The organism is Streptomyces luteireticuli, from assembly GCF_041519305.1.
Classification (GTDB): domain Bacteria; phylum Actinomycetota; class Actinomycetes; order Streptomycetales; family Streptomycetaceae; genus Streptomyces; species Streptomyces luteireticuli.
In genome coordinates this window covers 6,539,164-6,553,781 of record NZ_CP167927.1, presented here as the reverse complement: position 1 = coordinate 6,553,781, position 14,618 = coordinate 6,539,164, and the positions used below count along the sequence as shown (strand labels likewise).

Sequence of the window (14,618 nt, the reverse complement as noted above, 5' to 3'; positions counted from 1 at the left end):
GACGGGCTGCGGCGGATGATCGGGGGCGTGCTCGCACGAGGTCGTCGTCCCTGCGGTGGTCTCGGGAGGCCGGGGCCTCGCGGATGCGGTCGGTGCGGGCGCGGCCCGCGTCGCCGATTGTGCCTCACCGGGGGTGTGCGCCGCACAACGGGCGGCGGGGCCTGCTGGTGACAGGCCCCGCGGGTGGTCAGGCGCTCTCTTCGGGCGTCTCGATGTGCTTGCCGCCGATGACGTCCGGCACCGGGGCCCGTTCCAGCTCGTGGCTGAGCTGTTCCAGCTCGCTGCCGCCCGCCATCTGGCGGGTGAGCTCGTCGAGCGCGATCTCCGACTTGGCGTGGCTGCCGGCCATCGCGCCCCGCTTGAGCAGGACGAAGCGGTCGCCGACGAGGTAGGCGTGGTGGGGGTTGTGGGTGATCAGCACCACGCCCAGGCCCGCGTCGCGGGCGGCGGCCACGTACTTGAGCACCACGCCGGACTGCTTGACGCCGAGTGCCGCCGTCGGCTCGTCCAGCACCAGCACCTTGGCGCCGAAGTGCACGGCGCGGGCGATGGCCACGCACTGGCGCTGGCCGCCGGAGAGGGTGCCGATGGGCTGGTCGACGTCGTGCAGGTCGATGCCCATGCGGTGCAGCTCGGCGCGGGTGGTCTCGCGCATCAGCTCGACGTCGAGCCGCTTGAAGGGGCCCGCCCCCTTCGTCGGCTCCGAGCCGAGGAAGAAGTTCCGCCACACCGGCATCAGCGGCACCACGGCGAGGTCCTGGTAGACCGTGGCGATGCCGCGGTCGAGGGCCTCGCGGGGCGAGCCGAGGCGGACCTCCTCGCCCTCGATCTCGAAGGTGCCCGCGTCGTGCCGGTGCAGCCCCGCGATGATCTTGATCAGGGTGGACTTGCCGGCGCCGTTGTCGCCCAGCACACAGGTGATCTCGCCCGCGTGGACCTCCAGGGAGACCCCTTCGAGGGCACGGATGTTGCCGTAGTACTTGCTGACGTCGGCCAGCTTCACCAGGGCGCTCATTTACTGGCCTCCGCGCGCTTCCGGACCCAGGCGTTCAGCAGGGTCGCCAGCAGCAGCATCGCGCCGAGGAAGAACTTGAACCAGTCCGGGTTCCACTGCGCGTAGACGATGCCCTTGCTCGTCATGCCGAAGATGAACGCGCCGACCGCGGACCCGATGGCCGAGCCGTAACCGCCCGTCATCAGGCAGCCGCCGATCACCGCCGCGATGATGTAGAGCAGTTCGTTGCCGACGCCCTCGCCGGACTGCACCACGTCGTACGACATCAGCAGGTGCTGCCCGGAGATCCAGGCGCAGAAGGCGACCGCCATATAGAGGCCGATCTTGGTGCGCGCGACGGGCACGCCGACCGCGCGGGCGGCGTCCGGTCCGCCGCCGACGGCGAAGATCCAGTTGCCGGCGCGGGTGCGCAGCAGCACCCAGGTGGCCAGGGCGACGAGGCCGAGCCACCACAGGACGGTGACCTGGAGGTCGACGCCGCCGATGGTGAAGTGCGAGGCGAACAGGGCACGGGCGGAGTCGAAGCCCTCCATGTCCCCGATGGTCTTGGTGGAGACGGTGCCGCTGATGAGCTTGGTGAAGCCGAGGTTGAGGCCGGTCAGCATCAGGAACGTGCCGAGCGTGATGATGAAGCTCGGCAGCTTGGTGCGGGTGAGCACGAAGCCGTTGAAGAAGCCGATCGCCAGGGTGACGAGCAGCGAGACGCCCACGCCCACCCAGACGTTGGCGGTCATCTGGTAGCTGAACATCGAGGAGACCAGCGCGGAGCTGGTCACCATCACACCGGCGGAGAGGTCGAACTCGCCGCCGATCATCAGCAGCGCCACCGGAACGGCCATGATGCCGATCGTCGAGGACGCGTACAGCACGGTGGAGAGGCTGGAGGCGCGCAGGAAGCTTTCGGCGGCGAAGGCGAAGAAGAGGAAGACGGCGGCGGCACCGACGACCGAGCCCAGCTCGGGCCGGCCGAGGAGGCGGCGCCCGTACGAACGCGCCGGCGCCGGTTCCACCCCGTCCGCGGCGGTGGTGGGGGCGCTCATCGCGTACCCCGCTTCGCGTAGTCGGCCAGGGCCTTGGCGTCGTCCTTGGTGATGATCTGCGGGCCGGTGAGGACCGGGCGGCCGCCGCCGAGGACGTCGGCGTTGTACTTGTACAGCCACAGCAGGTCCACGGCCTCGTAGCCCTGGAGGTAGGGCTGCTGGTCCACCGCGAAGCCGAGGGAGCCGTCCTGGAGGGCGGCGGCCACCTTCTCGTTGAGGTCGAAGGTGTCGATCTCGGCCTTGCTGCCGGCCTGCTGCGCGGCCTTGACGGCGGTCGGCGCGAAGGGGGCGCCGAGGGTGACGACGGCGTCGATGTCCCGGTCCGACTGGAGCTTGGCCTCCAGGGACGACTGGACGCCGGGCATGTTGGTGCCCTCGACGTAGAGGTTCTCCAGGTCGCCCTTGAAGGTCTTCTTCACCCCGGCGCAGCGCTGCTCGTGGCCGACGTTGCCCTGCTCGTGCAGGACGCAGACGGCCTTCTTCTTCCCGCGGTTGTTGAGCTCGTCGCCGACGGCCTCGCCGGCGATGGTCTCGTCCTGGCCGATGTGGGTGAGGGCGCCGAACTTCTTGGACTCCTCGGAGCCCGAGTTCACGGTGATGACCGGGATGCCGGCCTTCTTCGCCTTCTCCACGACGTCCTTCATGGCGTCCGGCTTGGCGAGGGTGACGATCAGTCCGTCGACCTTCTGGTCGATCATGGCCTGGACGTTCTGGGCCTGCTTGTTGCCCTCGACGTCATGGGCGTAGAGGAACTTGATGTTGTCCTTCACCGCCGCCTGCTTGGCGCCGTTCTGCACGATGTCCCAGAAGGTGTCGCCATCGCCCGAATGGGTGACCATCGCGAAGGTCCACCGCGGGGTGTCGACCGCGGCGCGCCCCTGGGCGGCCTTGGCGGCCCGCTCCTCCGCACGCTTGCCGCCCGTGCTGCTGCACCCCGCCAGCGCGGTGGCCAGTGCCACCGCAAGCACGGCGCTCACCGCACGTACGCCTGTCCGAACCCTTGCCACGAGGACTTGCCCTTCCACTGTCTGTCACGGTGCGGCCGGGTCCCGCTTCCGCGGAACCGACGCCCCAGTATCCGTCACCATCTGTCACGGCCGTCGGCCGGGTCACTGAGTTCTAGTGGCGCACGCCACACCGCGTCAATACTTTGTCAGAACATCTTGATGACAGCCTCAGGGCCGGGCGAGCAACTGGAAGTCGAAGGAATACCGCGACGCCCGGTACAGGTGGGAGCCGAACTCCACCGCCCGGCCCGTGTCGTCGAAGGTCGTCCGCTCCATCGTCAGCAGGGGCGCGCCCGTCGGCTCGCCGAGCAGCTCCGCCTCCTCGGGCGTGGCGGCCCGGGCCCCGATGGTCTGCCGGGCGCTGTGCAGGGTGATACCGGCGGTACGCATCAGCCGGTAGAGGCCGGTCTCCGCCAGGACGTCGCCGTCGAGGTCGAGGAGCCCGGCCGGGAGGTCGTTGCGCAGATGCGCCACGGGCTCGCCGTGCGCCAGGCGCAGCCGCTCGATATGGACGACCTCGGCCCCCTCGGGAACTCCGAGGGCCGCTGCCACTTGGGCGCTCGCCGGCTCGACGGTGCGGGAGAGGAGCCGGGTCGCGGGCCGCTGGCCGGCGGTCTCCAGGTCGTCGTAGAGGCTGCTCAGCTCCAGCGGGCGTCTGACCTGGCTGTGCACCACCTGGGTGCCGACCCCCCGGCGGCGCACCAGCAGCCCCTTGTCGACGAGCGACTGGATGGCCTGGCGGACGGTGGGCCGGGACAGGCCCAGGCGGGCGGCGAGCTCGATCTCGTTGCCGAGCAGGCTGCCGGGTGCGAGACCGCCCTGCTCGATGGCCGCCTCGAGCTGCTGTGCCAGCTGGTAGTAGAGGGGGACGGGGCTGCTGCGGTCCACGCTGAACTGGAGGGGTCGGTGCTTCGCCACCCAGGGAGGGTAGGCCCCGGGGCCGGATGACGGGAAGTCCTGAGGTCCGGATGTACGGACAAGGCCGGTTTGGGCGGGGCGCGTACGGCGTCGGGCGCCCTCCGGAGGCGCCCGGCCCGGGTCTGCGGCAGGATCGGGCCCGGCGCGGGACGGAGCCGGCGGGCCCGGGAAGGGCCGGAGGGACGGACGCAGTGCCGGAGGGACGGACACGGTGAGGATCACGGCTCTCGGAGCGGCGCTGGGCCTCAGCGCCGGGATCACCCCCGGTCCCCTGCTCGCACTGGTCCTGGCCGGCACGCTGCGCGGCGGGCTGGCGACCGGGCTGCGGGTGGCCGCGGTGCCCCTGCTCACCGACCTGCCGGTGGTCCTGCTGTCCGTGACGGCGCTCTCCGCGCTGCCGGACCGGGCCGTCGCCGCCGGCGGGGTGGCGGGCGGGCTCTTCCTGCTGTGGCTGGCCGCCTCCACCCTCCGGGAGGCCCGGACCGCCGAGATGCCGCGGGCGAACACGGCGGAGGCGCGCGACCAGGAGCGCCGGACGCTCCGGCAGGCGGCGCTCGTCAACCTGCTGAGCCCGCACCCGTGGCTCTTCTGGCTGACGACCGGGGCGCCGCTGCTGGTGGACGCCTGGCGGGACGGGCCGGGCGGCGCGGGCGGCTTCGTCATCGGCTTCTACGCCCTGCTCGTGGGCAGCAAGGCCCTCTTCGCGGCGGTCGTGGCCCGCGCCCGGCACCGGATGACGGCCCGGGCCTACCGGGTGCTGCTCGCCGGGGCGGCGCTGCTCCTGCTGGGCGCCTCGGCGATGCTGCTGGCCGGTTTCGGACGGCAGTTGGCCGCGTGAGCGCCGCCGGGCCGCCGGCACTCCTCGTCATCATCGGCATTCCTCGTCGCCGTCTTCGTCCTCCTCCCCGTCTTCGCCGTCGGCGATCCGGGCGAGCAGTTCCTCGGCCCGCTTGGCCACCGCGTCCCGGTCGCCCTCCGCCAGGGCGGGGCCCGGGGCGCAGGCGACGGCACCCGCGGCGATCCACTCGGGGACGGTGTCGACGGCCAGGTCGCCGCTGGGCACCAGGGCGGCCTGGGGCAGCTCGGCCCGGATGTCCCGCAGCACGCCGGGGCGGTGGCCCGCGGCGGGGAAGAACTTCAGCGCGTCGGCGCCCAGTTCCAGCGCGTGGACGATCTCGGCCGGGGTGGCGACGCCGGGGAGGACGGGGACGCCGTAGCGGTGGCCAGTGCGGACGACCTCGGCGTCGAGCACCGGCGAGGCCAGGAAGCGGGCGCCCGCCTCGACGGCCAGCCGCGCGGAGGCCGCGTCGAGCACCGCGCCCGCGCCGATGACCGCCTCGTCGCCGACCTCCCGGACGAGGGTGGCGACCGCCTCCAGCCCGAAGGGCGTGGCGAGCGATATCTCCAGGCTGGTGAACCCGGCGGAGAGCAGCGTCCCCGCGGTCTCGGCCGCCCGGTCGTAGCTGTCGCTCCGCACCGTGGCGATGACGCGCTGGGCCAGGACGGCCCGGGTGATCTCCCAGCGGTACACGGCAGTTCGCCGCCTCTCTCGTGCGCGTGGATCGTGTTGCGGGACGAGAAAAACGGTAACGGCAGGCACTGACATCCGGCCCCGGCTCACGGGCGCCCTTCGCGCGAAGGCGCGCGCGGGGGGCGTGCGGACTACTGCCCTGTGGCGCGGGCGGGATGACGCTCCGTCAGCTGCTCCCTGCGGCCCGGCCCGCACGGGGGCCGGGCGCCCGGAACCCGGCGCTCAGCAGCCGAAGTCGACGCGGGAGAAGGAGCGGTAGTGGTCGGCGGTGTAGTAGTCCTCCTGGGACTGCTCACCGGTGATGATCCGGCGCGCGCCCCGGTCCGGCGAGCCCGGGGTGACCACGGTGTACTCGTGGTAGTAGCCGGTGCGCTGCTTGGGCAGCACGCCCTCCCGGTTGCTGAAGACCGTCCCGTCCTTGGGGTACGGGTAGGGGCCGCCCTCGTCGATCAGGTCCAGGGTGTCGTGGGCCTGCGACGGCAGCGCCGAGTAACAGACGTGGCCGACGGACGCCAGGGCCGTCCCGGAGAGCGGGGCGGAGGGGGCGGGGGCCGCGAGGGCGGTGCCGCCGAGGAGGAGGGAAGAGGCCAGGGCGGCGAGGACGCCGGCCTTCGCGATGCGGTGGGGGATGCTCATGCGCCCAGGATGGCGGCTCGGCATCCTGACATGTCAATGCCAAAAAGCCGATGTTTCCGCATCGTTCACCGGAACCTGATCTTCCGAAGACTTTCGGGTGGGCCTTTGCCTCAGAGGCAAGAACTTTGCCCCTGAGGCACGCCGGGGCTATACCGGAGACATGAGCCCGGAGCCCGGACCCACCGACCCCGCGGACGGCGAGCTGCCCGCCGTCGCCCCGCAGTTGCGCGCCCTGCGCACCCGCAGCGGACTGACCCTGGAGGCCGCCGCGGCCCGCGCCGGCCTCTCGCCCGCCCACCTGTCCCGGCTGGAGACCGGGCGCCGCACCCCGTCGCTGCCGATGCTGCTCGCCCTGGCACGGACATACGAAACGACGGTATCCGACCTGCTCGGCGAGGTGCCACAGGCGGCCGACCCGATCGTGCGCGCCGACCGCATGGAGGCCCAGCGGGCCGGCGGCTGGACGTACTGGCGAGCCGGCGGGGCCGGCCGCGCCATGCAGGCCCTGCGCCTGCACGTGCCGTACGGACCGGGCGGCCAGGGGGACCTGGTGCGGGTGCACCCCGGCGAGGAGTGGCTCTACGTCACCGGGGGCCGGCTCCGGCTGGTCCTCGGCGGGACGGCGCACCTGCTCGGCCCCGGCGACGCGGCGCACTTCGACTCGCTCACCCCGCACCGCATCTCCGCCGCCACGCAGGGCGGGGCCGACCTGCTGTTCATGCACACGCTGATGCAGAGCGGCGCCGCGGGGCTGTGCCTCGGGGACGCCGGAACGAACCGGAGGGGACACTCATGAGCGACATCGTCGAGCCGACCGCCACCCGCGAGCCCAGGAAGACGGACATCGAGGACCGCACCCCGCGGGGGATCGTCTTCCGCGCCTTCGTCTACCTCGTCGCGGTCCACTTCGTCGCCGGCTTCTTCTTCCTCCTCTTCTATCTGGGCGGCCGCTGAGCGGCGTCGTCGCTACGCTGGCGGCATGGCGCGTACAGCCCAGGACGTCCTTGCCGCCGCGGCACGGGAAGCCGGAGCCGGGGCGGGCGACAACCGCCTCGTCCCCCTGATCGCCGACGGCGTCGCCCCGCGCTCGGTGCTCGCCGCGTTCACCCTCGAACAGCACCACGTCATCGCCGCCGACCGGGTCTCCTACCGCCATCTCGCCGGGCGTTCGGCCGGGGCGACGGCCGCCTTCTTCACCGCCCTCGCGGACGGCGAGGACACCGCGCTCGCCCTCCTCGGCCCGCTCGCCGCGGCGTGCGGCCTGGACGACGCGGCGGTCCGCGGCCACGAACCGGCGCTCGCCTGCCAGGCATACCCCGCCTGTACGGCGTGGCTGGCGCTGCAGGCGGAGCCGGTGGACGTGGTCGTCGCCCTGAGCGTCAACTTCGCTACGTGGGGCGGTTATTGCGGGGTGCTGGGACGTGCGTTGCGCGCGCGGTACGGCTTCTCCGACGAAGCGTGCGGCTTCTTCGACTTCTTCGCGCGGTCGCCGGGTGAGGAGGGGGATGCGGATGCGGATGCCCTGGTGCGGGCGGCGGTGGAGGAGGGGCTGGGGAGTGGGGTGTTGAGCGAGCGGTTGGCGTGGCGGTATGCGCGGTTGTTGCAGGGGTTTGAGGGGATGTTCTGGGAGGGGGTGGGGGGTGGTGGGTAGGGGGTTTTGCCCCGGTCCCGCCCTACCCCACCCACCCCCACCGCCCCTCCAACTCCCGCACCGCCCCCTCCGTCAGCTCCCCGTACACCCTCAACCGCCCTATCCCCCCGTCCGGATACACCTCCAGCCGCAGATGCGTGGCGACGACGCCCCCGCCCCCCACCGGGAAGCGGTGCACCGCGTCCGGCTGGAGGCGCGTCCGGGGGAGGATCTCCGACCACTCGCCCTTCGAGGCCTCGTCCCGGACCGAAATCCGGGCCCAGCCGGCCGAGTTGCCCTTGAGGTACCCCGTATCGATCTCCAGCGCCCGCAGCGCCGCGCGCCCGGCCAGCCGGTAGCGGACCCAGTCATGGCCGTCGTCCCGGCGGCGGCGCGTCTCCCAGCCCTCGTCCATGCGGCGCGGGCGGCCGGGGAGGATCGTGCCGAGGGGGGAGGAGTAGAAGCGGTCGGAGGCATCCTCGACGAGGCCGCCGTTCTCCAGGGCGGCGACGTCCAGGACGCCCAGCGCCCCGACCCAGGCCGGGTCCGGCACGGCCTCGCCGTGGACGCGAATCCGGGCGACTCCCCCGTCGGGGTGCTGGTTGAGCCGCAGGTGGGTGAAGCGGCGTTCGCGGTGGACGGCGAAGGCGTTGGCGGCGTGGCCGCCGACCGGGGTGGGCGGCACCAGCAACGTCCAGTCGGCGCCCGCCAGTTCGGCCACGGACGGCGTGCCGTCGACCGCCGTGGCCTCGACGCTCACCGCCCGCGGATGGTTGCCGCGGAAGTGCGCCGTGTCGACGACCACGCCGCGGACGATCCCCGGTGCCCCGAGCCGTATCAGCGCCCAGTCGTGGTCCCCGTCCCCGGGATGCGGCGACCCGGCCGAGGTGCCGCGCCGCCGCCGCGTCTCCCAGCCGTCCATGATCTTGCCCTTGTGGCCGAACCGTTCGGGATCGAAGCGGGCCGGCCCGGGGACGAGCAGGTTCTCCCGCTCGGCGAAGAACTCGTCGTTGGCCGCGACCACCGCGCCGCCCAGCCGCCGGTCGGCGAGATCGGGCAGACCGGCGAAGGGGACGGCGGCGGAGCGGTAGTCGGCGTACGGATCGCCTCCGCCGTAGGGCTCCGCCGCACCGGTGAAGGACGTCAGGGCAGTGAAGGTGGACGTCACGCGCGCTCCAGAAGTCGTCCGGCGGGTCCGCCGAGGACGCCGCGGTGATGGATCCTGCGGCCGCGCAGCCAGGTGGACCGTACGACGCCGTACAGGGTCCGTCCGGCATAGGCGGTGACCGGGTTGCGGTGGTGGAGCGCGGCGGGGTCGACGGTGAAGGTCTCGTCGGGGGCGAGGACCGCGAAGTCCGCGTCCCGGCCCGCCTCGACGGCCCCCTTGCCCGTGAGGCCCGCCAGCGCGGCGGGCGCGGCGGACATCCAGCGGGCCACGTCGTCGAGGCCGTACCCGCGCCGCCGCGCCTCGGTCCAGACGGCGGGCAGCCCGAGCTGCAGCGAGGAGATGCCGCCCCAGGCCCGCCCGAAGTCGGGGACCTTGAGCTCCGGGGTGCAGGGCGAGTGGTCGGAGACCACGCACTGCAGGACCCCGGCGGCGAGGGCGTCCCACAGGGCGTCCCGGTTGGCCGCCTCCCTGATGGGCGGGCAGCACTTGAACTCCGTCGCCCCGTCCGGGACTTCCTCCGCCGTCAGGGTCAGGAAGTGCGGGCACGTCTCGGCGGTCACCGGCAGTCCCCGCTCCCGGGCGCCGGCGAGGGTGTCCAGCGCGTCGGCGGAGGACAGGTGCAGGACGTGGATCCGCGTGCCGTACCGCCCGGCCGCGGCGACCAGCCGGGCCACGGCCGCGTCCTCCGCCGCCCGCGGCCGGGAGGCCAGGAAGTCCGCGTAGCGCGGGCCTTCGGGCCGCGGCGCGCGGTCGAGCCGGTCCGGGTCCTCCGCGTGCACGATCAGCAGCCCGCCGAACCCGGCGACCTCCCGGGCCACCGCCTCCAGGTCGTCCGGGCCCAGGTGCGGGAACTCCTCCACCCCGGACGGCGAGAGGAACGCCTTGAAGCCGAAGACCCCCGCGTCGTGCAGCGGGCGCAGCTCCGCCCGGTTGCCGGGCAGCGCCCCGCCCCAGAAGCCGACGTCGACGTGGACCGCCGGCCCGGCCACGGCCCGTTTGACGCGCAGGCCGGCCACCGTCGTCGTGGGCGGGACGCTGTTGAGGGGCATGTCGACGAGGGTGGTCACGCCCCCGGCGGCCGCCGCCCGGGTGGCGGTGGCGAAGCCCTCCCACGCGGTGCGCCCCGGGTCGTTCACATGGACGTGGGTGTCGACGAGGCCGGGCAGCAGCACGTCGTCGCCCAGTTCCTCGACCGGGACGCCGGGCGGGACGGCGGCGGAGTGCGGCAGGACGGCGGCGATGCGGCCGTCCGCGACGGCGACGGCGGCCGGGCGCGTCCCCTCGGGCGTCACGACCCTCGTCGAGCGCACCACCAGTTCCGGGCCGGCCATGGGAGCCCCCTCGATCGTCCGGCCCCCAACGGGCCTGTTTCAACGTTCTGTTGAAGCACGACGCCCCGCAGTCTCCGGCCGTCCCCGGGGGCTCGTCAACCCCTCCGGCATCCACTTCGCACCGCCCGGCGCTTTCCGGATGCCGGGAGGGTGGTTCCGTGCGGACGAACCGAGCGTGAGCCACCGGCCACGGCCCGGTAGGCTGCACTACCACCCCACCCCCGGAAGGACCCGCGCCGTGCCCTCGTCCGCCGAGCCCAGAACCTCCTCCGCCACCGGAGGCGTCCAGTCCCTCGAGCGCGCCTTCGACCTGCTCGAGCGGATGGCCGACGCCGGTGGCGAAGTGGGCCTGAGCGAGCTGGCCACGAGCAGCGGGCTGCCGCTGCCCACCATCCACCGGCTGATGCGCACCCTGGTGGCCAGCGGTTACGTCCGCCAGCAGCCCAACCGGCGGTATGCGCTCGGCCCCCGGCTGATCCGGCTCGGCGAGAGCTCCGCACGGCTGCTGGGCCACTGGGCCCGGCCGTACCTGGCCCGCCTGGTCGAGGAGACCGGCGAGACGGCCAACATGGCGCTGCTCGACGGCGACGAGGTCGTCTACGTCGCACAGGTGCCCTCGCGGCACTCCGTGCGGATGTTCACCGAGGTGGGCCGGCGCGTGCTGCCGCACACCACCGGCGTCGGCAAGGCACTGCTCGCGCAGGCGCCGGACGACGAGGTGCGGGCGATCCTGGGCCGTACGGGCATGCCGGCCGCGACCGAGAAGACGATCACCACGCCCGACGCCTTCGTCGACGCCCTCGCCCGGGTCCGCGACTCCGGCTACGCGGTCGACGACAACGAGCAGGAGATCGGCGTCCGCTGCCTGGCGGTCCCGGTGCCCGACTCCCCCACGGCCGCGGCCATCTCCATCTCGGGTCCGGCGGGGCGGGTCACGGAGGAGGCGACGGAGCGGATCGTGCCGCTGCTCAAGGAGATCGCCGTCGAGCTGTCGGCCGCGCTCGCGACCACGACGCCGTCCGCCTGACCGGACCCGTCGGCGTCAGGGGGCGCCGGCCGCCCCGTCCCCGGAGCCCGGCCCCTTCACCTCGCCCGTCTTCTCCGCGTCGAAGCGGTCCACCGCCGTCCGTACGTCACCGAGGGCCGGGGCCAGGGCGCTGACCGAGCCGACGGCGCCCGCGACCAGCAGCAGGGAGCGGCGCAGCCGGGAGAGTTCCGGCTCGCCCGCGCCCGCCATCGCGTCGAGCGCGGCGAGCTCGTCCTCGGCGGCGTCCCGGTCGGGTAAGAGGGCGGGGTGAGCGGCCAGGGCACGGCGCAGGCGGGACACCGCCGCGCTCAGTTCGACCGCTCTCGGATCCCGTTCGCCAGGACGGCCCGTCAGCTCCTGTTCCACCACTACGGCGCCTTCCGCCACGACTCTCCCCCTGCCCACGCGCTCGCCCGGATCAGTTAACGCCACTTTCCGTGTGCCGCGCCACACGGAAAGCGAAATTCAGGCTGCCTGTTCACGGTCGTGTGACGAACGCGCGGACCCCGCACACACGGCCCCCGCTCGTGCGGTGGAATGGGGCATGCCTGTGACGACGGACACGGATGCGACAGACGCCGGGCCCCCGGTGGCCGGGCTGCTGCTCGCGGCCGGCGGCGGCCGGCGCCTCGGCGGCCGGCCCAAGGCGCTCCTGGAGCACGGGGAGGACGGAGGGCGCACGCTGATGGAGCGCGCGCTGGCCGCACTGGCGGGGGCGGGCTGTGCGCCCCTGCACCTGGTGCTGGGCGCGGGCGCGCAGGAGGTCCGTGCGCGCCTTGGGCCCACGCCCTGCACCGTGGTGCACAACTCCCGCTGGGCGGACGGCATGGGCTCCTCGCTGCGCGCCGGGCTGGAGTCCCTCGTGGACACCCCGGCCACCGCCGTCGTGGTGCTGCTGGTGGACCAGCCGCGGGTGGGCACCCCGGCGGTGGCCCGGGTGCTGGCCGCGCACCGCGCGGGGGCGTCGCTGGTGGCGGCGGCGTACGGGGGCGCGCGCGGGCATCCGGTGCTGCTGGCCCGCCGGCACTGGGCGGGCGCGGCCCGGGCCGCCACCGGGGACCGGGGCGCCCGGGCCTATCTGGCGGCGCACGCGGACGAGCTCACGCTGGTGGAGTGCGCGGACGTCGGCGCTCCGGACGACATCGACACCCCCGCCGATCTCACGCTTCTCCGCCCGGAAGCGCACCGGGAAGCACACCGGGAAGCCCCGCCCGGCCGGAAACCTCCCCCGACCCATTGATGTTCCGTGATGAGGAATCTATATTCCGCAGGGCACTCACCCATGGCACCCCGTGCCACCCGCGTCGTCCCGTCCGAGGAGTGACCCGCCCATGCCCGCAGCAGCGCCGTCCCCGCTGACCGTCCTCGGTGCACCCGTCGCCCGGCAGGAGGAGGTGCTGACCGCCCCCGCCCTGGAGTTCGTCGCCGCCCTGCACAAACGGTTCACCGGGCGCCGCGACGCGCTGCTGGCCCGCCGGGCCGAGCGGCGCGCCGAGATCGCGCGGACCGGCACGCTGGACTTCCTCGCCGAGACGGCCCACGTCCGCGAGGACCCCGACTGGCGGGTGGCCCCCGCGCCGGCCGCCCTGGAGGACCGCCGCGTCGAGATCACCGGTCCCACCGACCGGAAGATGACCGTCAACGCCCTCAACTCCGGGGCCCGTGTCTGGCTCGCCGACTTCGAGGACGCCTCCTCCCCCACCTGGGAGAACGTCGTCCTCGGGCAGCTGAACCTGATCGACGCCTCCGCCCGGCGCATCGACTTCACCGCTCCCGGGGGCAAGACCTACGCCCTGCGCCCCGAGCACGAGCTCGCCACCGTCGTCGTCCGCCCCCGCGGCTGGCACCTGGACGAGCGCCACCTCACCGCCGGCGGACGCCCCGTCCCCGGCGCCCTGGTCGACTTCGGCCTCTACTTCTTCCACAACGCGCGCCGGCTCGCCGCCTCCGGCAAGGGCCCCTTCTTCTATCTGCCCAAGACCGAGTCGCACCTCGAGGCGCGGCTGTGGAACGACGTGTTCACCTTCGCCCAGGAGCAGTTGGGCCTCCCCCACGGCACCGTCCGCGCCACCGTCCTCATCGAGACGATCACCGCCGCCTACGAGATGGAGGAGATCCTTTACGAGCTGCGCGACCACGCCTCCGGGCTCAACGCGGGCCGCTGGGACTACCTCTTCTCCCTCATCAAGAACTTCCGTGACGCGGGCGAGCGGTTCGTCCTCCCCGACCGCAACGCGGTCACGATGACCGTGCCCTTCATGCGCGCCTACACCGAACTCCTGGTGCGCACCTGCCACAAGCGCGGCGCCCACGCGATCGGCGGCATGGCCGCCTTCATCCCCTCCCGGCGCGATCCCGCCGTCAACGAGGCCGCGCTGGCGAAGGTCCGGGCCGACAAGGACCGCGAGGCGGCGGACGGCTTCGACGGCTCCTGGGTCGCCCACCCCGACCTCGTCCCCGTCGCCCGCGCCTCCTTCGACGCCGTCCTCGGCACCCGCCCGCACCAGAAGGAGCGCCTCCGCGAGGACGTCCGCGTGACCGCCGCCCAGCTCATCGCGATCGACACGACCGGGGCGCGGCCCACCGTCGACGGCCTCCTCAACGCCGTGCGCGTCGGCCTCCGTTACATCGAGGCCTGGCTGCGCGGCCACGGCGCGGTCGCCATCTTCAACCTGATGGAGGACGCGGCGACGGCCGAGATCTCGCGGTCGCAGATCTGGCAGTGGATCAACGCGGGCGTCGTCCTGGAGGGCGGGGAGAAGGGCGGCGAGAAGGCCACGGCCGCCCTCGTCCGCGACCTCGCGTCCCGCGAACTGGCCGCGCTCCGCGCCGAGCTGGGCGAGGAGGCGTACGCGGCGGGCCGCTGGCAGGAGGCGCACGACCTGCTGCTGAAGGTGGCGCTGGACGAGGAGTACGTGGAGTTCCTGACCCTGCCGGCGTACGAGCGGCTGGAGTCGTAGGGCGTGTCCGATGCCACCGATGCCACAGTCGTCGTCGCGGTCCGGGTGCGGCCCTCGCCCGTCGCCGCGTGGTTCCACCACCTGCTGACGCACCCCGTCGTCGAAGTGGACGGCCGCGCGTACGCGTCCTCCTGGGGCGGCACCAGGGAGATTCCGGTCGCCCCCGGACCGCACCGCATCGGCGCGTACTTCCGCTACCGGGGGCAGCGCCGCGCCCGGCTGGCGGAGAGCAGCAGGGAGTTCACGGCGGAGCGGGGGGTACGGCGGGTGGACATCACCGCACGGCTCGGCGCGCTCAACCGCACCCCGTTCCGGATCGGCGATCCGGTGGCTCGCGTCTGACGGGGCGGCCTTC

17 protein-coding genes are annotated in these 14,618 nt (G+C 73.6%); 8 read left to right on the top strand and 9 right to left on the bottom strand.

All coding sequences use genetic code 11. The features are described 5' to 3' along the window. Nucleotides 1–187: 187 nt before the first annotated feature. The 4 genes from AB8735_RS29515 to AB8735_RS29500 form a co-directional block, all read right to left on the bottom strand. Complete coding sequence (locus AB8735_RS29515) at nt 188–1,015, bottom strand: ATP-binding cassette domain-containing protein (protein WP_344019857.1); 828 nt, start codon at nt 1,013–1,015, stop codon at nt 188–190. After that, entirely contained in the window at nt 1,012–2,055 is a 1,044-nt protein-coding gene (locus AB8735_RS29510; protein WP_344019855.1) for an ABC transporter permease, read from the bottom strand. Before AB8735_RS29510 ends, AB8735_RS29515 begins: the two co-directional genes overlap by 4 nt. Then, nucleotides 2,052–3,062, bottom strand: coding sequence for a sugar ABC transporter substrate-binding protein (locus AB8735_RS29505; RefSeq protein ID WP_344019853.1), 1,011 nt, complete (start codon nt 3,060–3,062; stop codon nt 2,052–2,054). Before AB8735_RS29505 ends, AB8735_RS29510 begins: the two co-directional genes overlap by 4 nt. Nucleotides 3,063–3,230: 168 nt before the next feature. Then, nucleotides 3,231–3,950: a GntR family transcriptional regulator gene (locus AB8735_RS29500; RefSeq protein WP_344019965.1), complete on the bottom strand. Its 720-nt coding sequence runs from the start codon at nt 3,948–3,950 to the stop codon at nt 3,231–3,233. Nucleotides 3,951–4,191: 241 nt separating this feature from the next. Here AB8735_RS29500 and AB8735_RS29495 point away from each other — a divergent pair, with 241 nt between their 5' ends. Next, entirely contained in the window at nt 4,192–4,818 is a 627-nt protein-coding gene (locus tag AB8735_RS29495; RefSeq protein ID WP_372410527.1) for a LysE family translocator, read from the top strand. Between the two features lie 30 nt (nt 4,819–4,848). On the opposite strand, the gene AB8735_RS29490 is transcribed toward AB8735_RS29495, so the two are convergent. Next, complete coding sequence (locus AB8735_RS29490; RefSeq protein ID WP_344019849.1) at nt 4,849–5,511, bottom strand: 2-dehydro-3-deoxyphosphogluconate aldolase; 663 nt, start codon at nt 5,509–5,511, stop codon at nt 4,849–4,851. 222 nt (nt 5,512–5,733) lie between these two features. Next, nucleotides 5,734–6,147, bottom strand: coding sequence for a ribonuclease domain-containing protein (locus tag AB8735_RS29485; protein ID WP_344019847.1), 414 nt, complete (start codon nt 6,145–6,147; stop codon nt 5,734–5,736). Nucleotides 6,148–6,307: 160 nt separating this feature from the next. On the opposite strand from AB8735_RS29485, the gene AB8735_RS29480 reads away from it, so the two are divergent. Genes AB8735_RS29480 through AB8735_RS29470 form a run of 3 tightly spaced genes read left to right on the top strand, consistent with a single transcriptional unit; the run spans nt 6,308 to nt 7,798 of the window. Then, the gene (locus AB8735_RS29480; RefSeq protein WP_372410524.1) at nt 6,308–6,943 is read left to right on the top strand and encodes a helix-turn-helix domain-containing protein; all 636 of its coding nucleotides are present in this window, start codon (nt 6,308–6,310) and stop codon (nt 6,941–6,943) included. Continuing rightward, nucleotides 6,940–7,101 carry a DUF6126 family protein gene (locus tag AB8735_RS29475; protein ID WP_344019845.1) on the top strand — a complete coding sequence of 54 codons (162 nt, stop codon included), beginning with the start codon at nt 6,940–6,942 and terminating at the stop codon, nt 7,099–7,101. Before AB8735_RS29480 ends, AB8735_RS29475 begins: the two co-directional genes overlap by 4 nt. A gap of 25 nt (nt 7,102–7,126) precedes the next feature. After that, the gene (locus AB8735_RS29470; protein WP_372410521.1) at nt 7,127–7,798 is read left to right on the top strand and encodes a transcriptional regulator; all 672 of its coding nucleotides are present in this window, start codon (nt 7,127–7,129) and stop codon (nt 7,796–7,798) included. A 22-nt stretch (nt 7,799–7,820) separates the two neighbouring features. On the opposite strand, the gene alc is transcribed toward AB8735_RS29470, so the two are convergent. Together alc and allB are read right to left on the bottom strand one after the other, a co-directional pair. Further along, complete coding sequence (gene alc, locus AB8735_RS29465) at nt 7,821–8,945, bottom strand: allantoicase (protein ID WP_372410518.1); 1,125 nt, start codon at nt 8,943–8,945, stop codon at nt 7,821–7,823. After that, nucleotides 8,942–10,276 carry an allantoinase AllB gene (gene allB, locus AB8735_RS29460; protein WP_344019841.1) on the bottom strand — a complete coding sequence of 445 codons (1,335 nt, stop codon included), beginning with the start codon at nt 10,274–10,276 and terminating at the stop codon, nt 8,942–8,944. Before allB ends, alc begins: the two co-directional genes overlap by 4 nt. Nucleotides 10,277–10,514: 238 nt before the next feature. Here allB and AB8735_RS29455 point away from each other — a divergent pair, with 238 nt between their 5' ends. Beyond that, the gene (locus AB8735_RS29455) at nt 10,515–11,303 is read left to right on the top strand and encodes an IclR family transcriptional regulator (RefSeq protein WP_344019839.1); all 789 of its coding nucleotides are present in this window, start codon (nt 10,515–10,517) and stop codon (nt 11,301–11,303) included. Nucleotides 11,304–11,318: 15 nt separating this feature from the next. Here AB8735_RS29455 and AB8735_RS29450 read toward each other — a convergent pair whose 3' ends face one another. Continuing rightward, entirely contained in the window at nt 11,319–11,690 is a 372-nt protein-coding gene (locus tag AB8735_RS29450; protein ID WP_372410515.1) for a DUF5955 family protein, read from the bottom strand. A gap of 157 nt (nt 11,691–11,847) precedes the next feature. Here AB8735_RS29450 and AB8735_RS29445 point away from each other — a divergent pair, with 157 nt between their 5' ends. The 3 genes from AB8735_RS29445 (at nt 11,848) to AB8735_RS29435 (ending at nt 14,605) form a co-directional block, all read left to right on the top strand. Continuing rightward, a complete protein-coding gene (locus AB8735_RS29445; protein WP_372410513.1) occupies nt 11,848–12,543 on the top strand; it encodes an NTP transferase domain-containing protein in 696 nt (231 codons plus the stop codon). Nucleotides 12,544–12,634: 91 nt separating this feature from the next. After that, a complete protein-coding gene (gene aceB, locus AB8735_RS29440; RefSeq protein ID WP_372410510.1) occupies nt 12,635–14,263 on the top strand; it encodes a malate synthase A in 1,629 nt (542 codons plus the stop codon). Between the two features lie 3 nt (nt 14,264–14,266). Next, nucleotides 14,267–14,605 (top strand): hypothetical protein, encoded by a 339-nt coding sequence (locus AB8735_RS29435; protein ID WP_372410508.1) that lies wholly within the window; start codon nt 14,267–14,269, stop codon nt 14,603–14,605. The last annotated feature ends 13 nt before the right edge of the window (nt 14,606–14,618 follow it).

Coding starts and splice junctions, on each gene's coding strand:
- AB8735_RS29515 (WP_344019857.1), bottom strand. CDS start 1,015: ATGAGCGCCCTGGTGAAGCTGGCCGACGTCAGCAAGTACTACGGCAAC.
- AB8735_RS29510 (WP_344019855.1), bottom strand. CDS start 2,055: ATGAGCGCCCCCACCACCGCCGCGGACGGGGTGGAACCGGCGCCGGCG.
- AB8735_RS29485 (WP_344019847.1), bottom strand. CDS start 6,147: ATGAGCATCCCCCACCGCATCGCGAAGGCCGGCGTCCTCGCCGCCCTG.
- AB8735_RS29480 (WP_372410524.1), top strand. CDS start 6,308: ATGAGCCCGGAGCCCGGACCCACCGACCCCGCGGACGGCGAGCTGCCC.
- AB8735_RS29475 (WP_344019845.1), top strand. CDS start 6,940: ATGAGCGACATCGTCGAGCCGACCGCCACCCGCGAGCCCAGGAAGACG.
- AB8735_RS29470 (WP_372410521.1), top strand. CDS start 7,127: ATGGCGCGTACAGCCCAGGACGTCCTTGCCGCCGCGGCACGGGAAGCC.
- allB (WP_344019841.1), bottom strand. CDS start 10,276: ATGGCCGGCCCGGAACTGGTGGTGCGCTCGACGAGGGTCGTGACGCCC.
- AB8735_RS29445 (WP_372410513.1), top strand. CDS start 11,848: ATGCCTGTGACGACGGACACGGATGCGACAGACGCCGGGCCCCCGGTG.
- aceB (WP_372410510.1), top strand. CDS start 12,635: ATGCCCGCAGCAGCGCCGTCCCCGCTGACCGTCCTCGGTGCACCCGTC.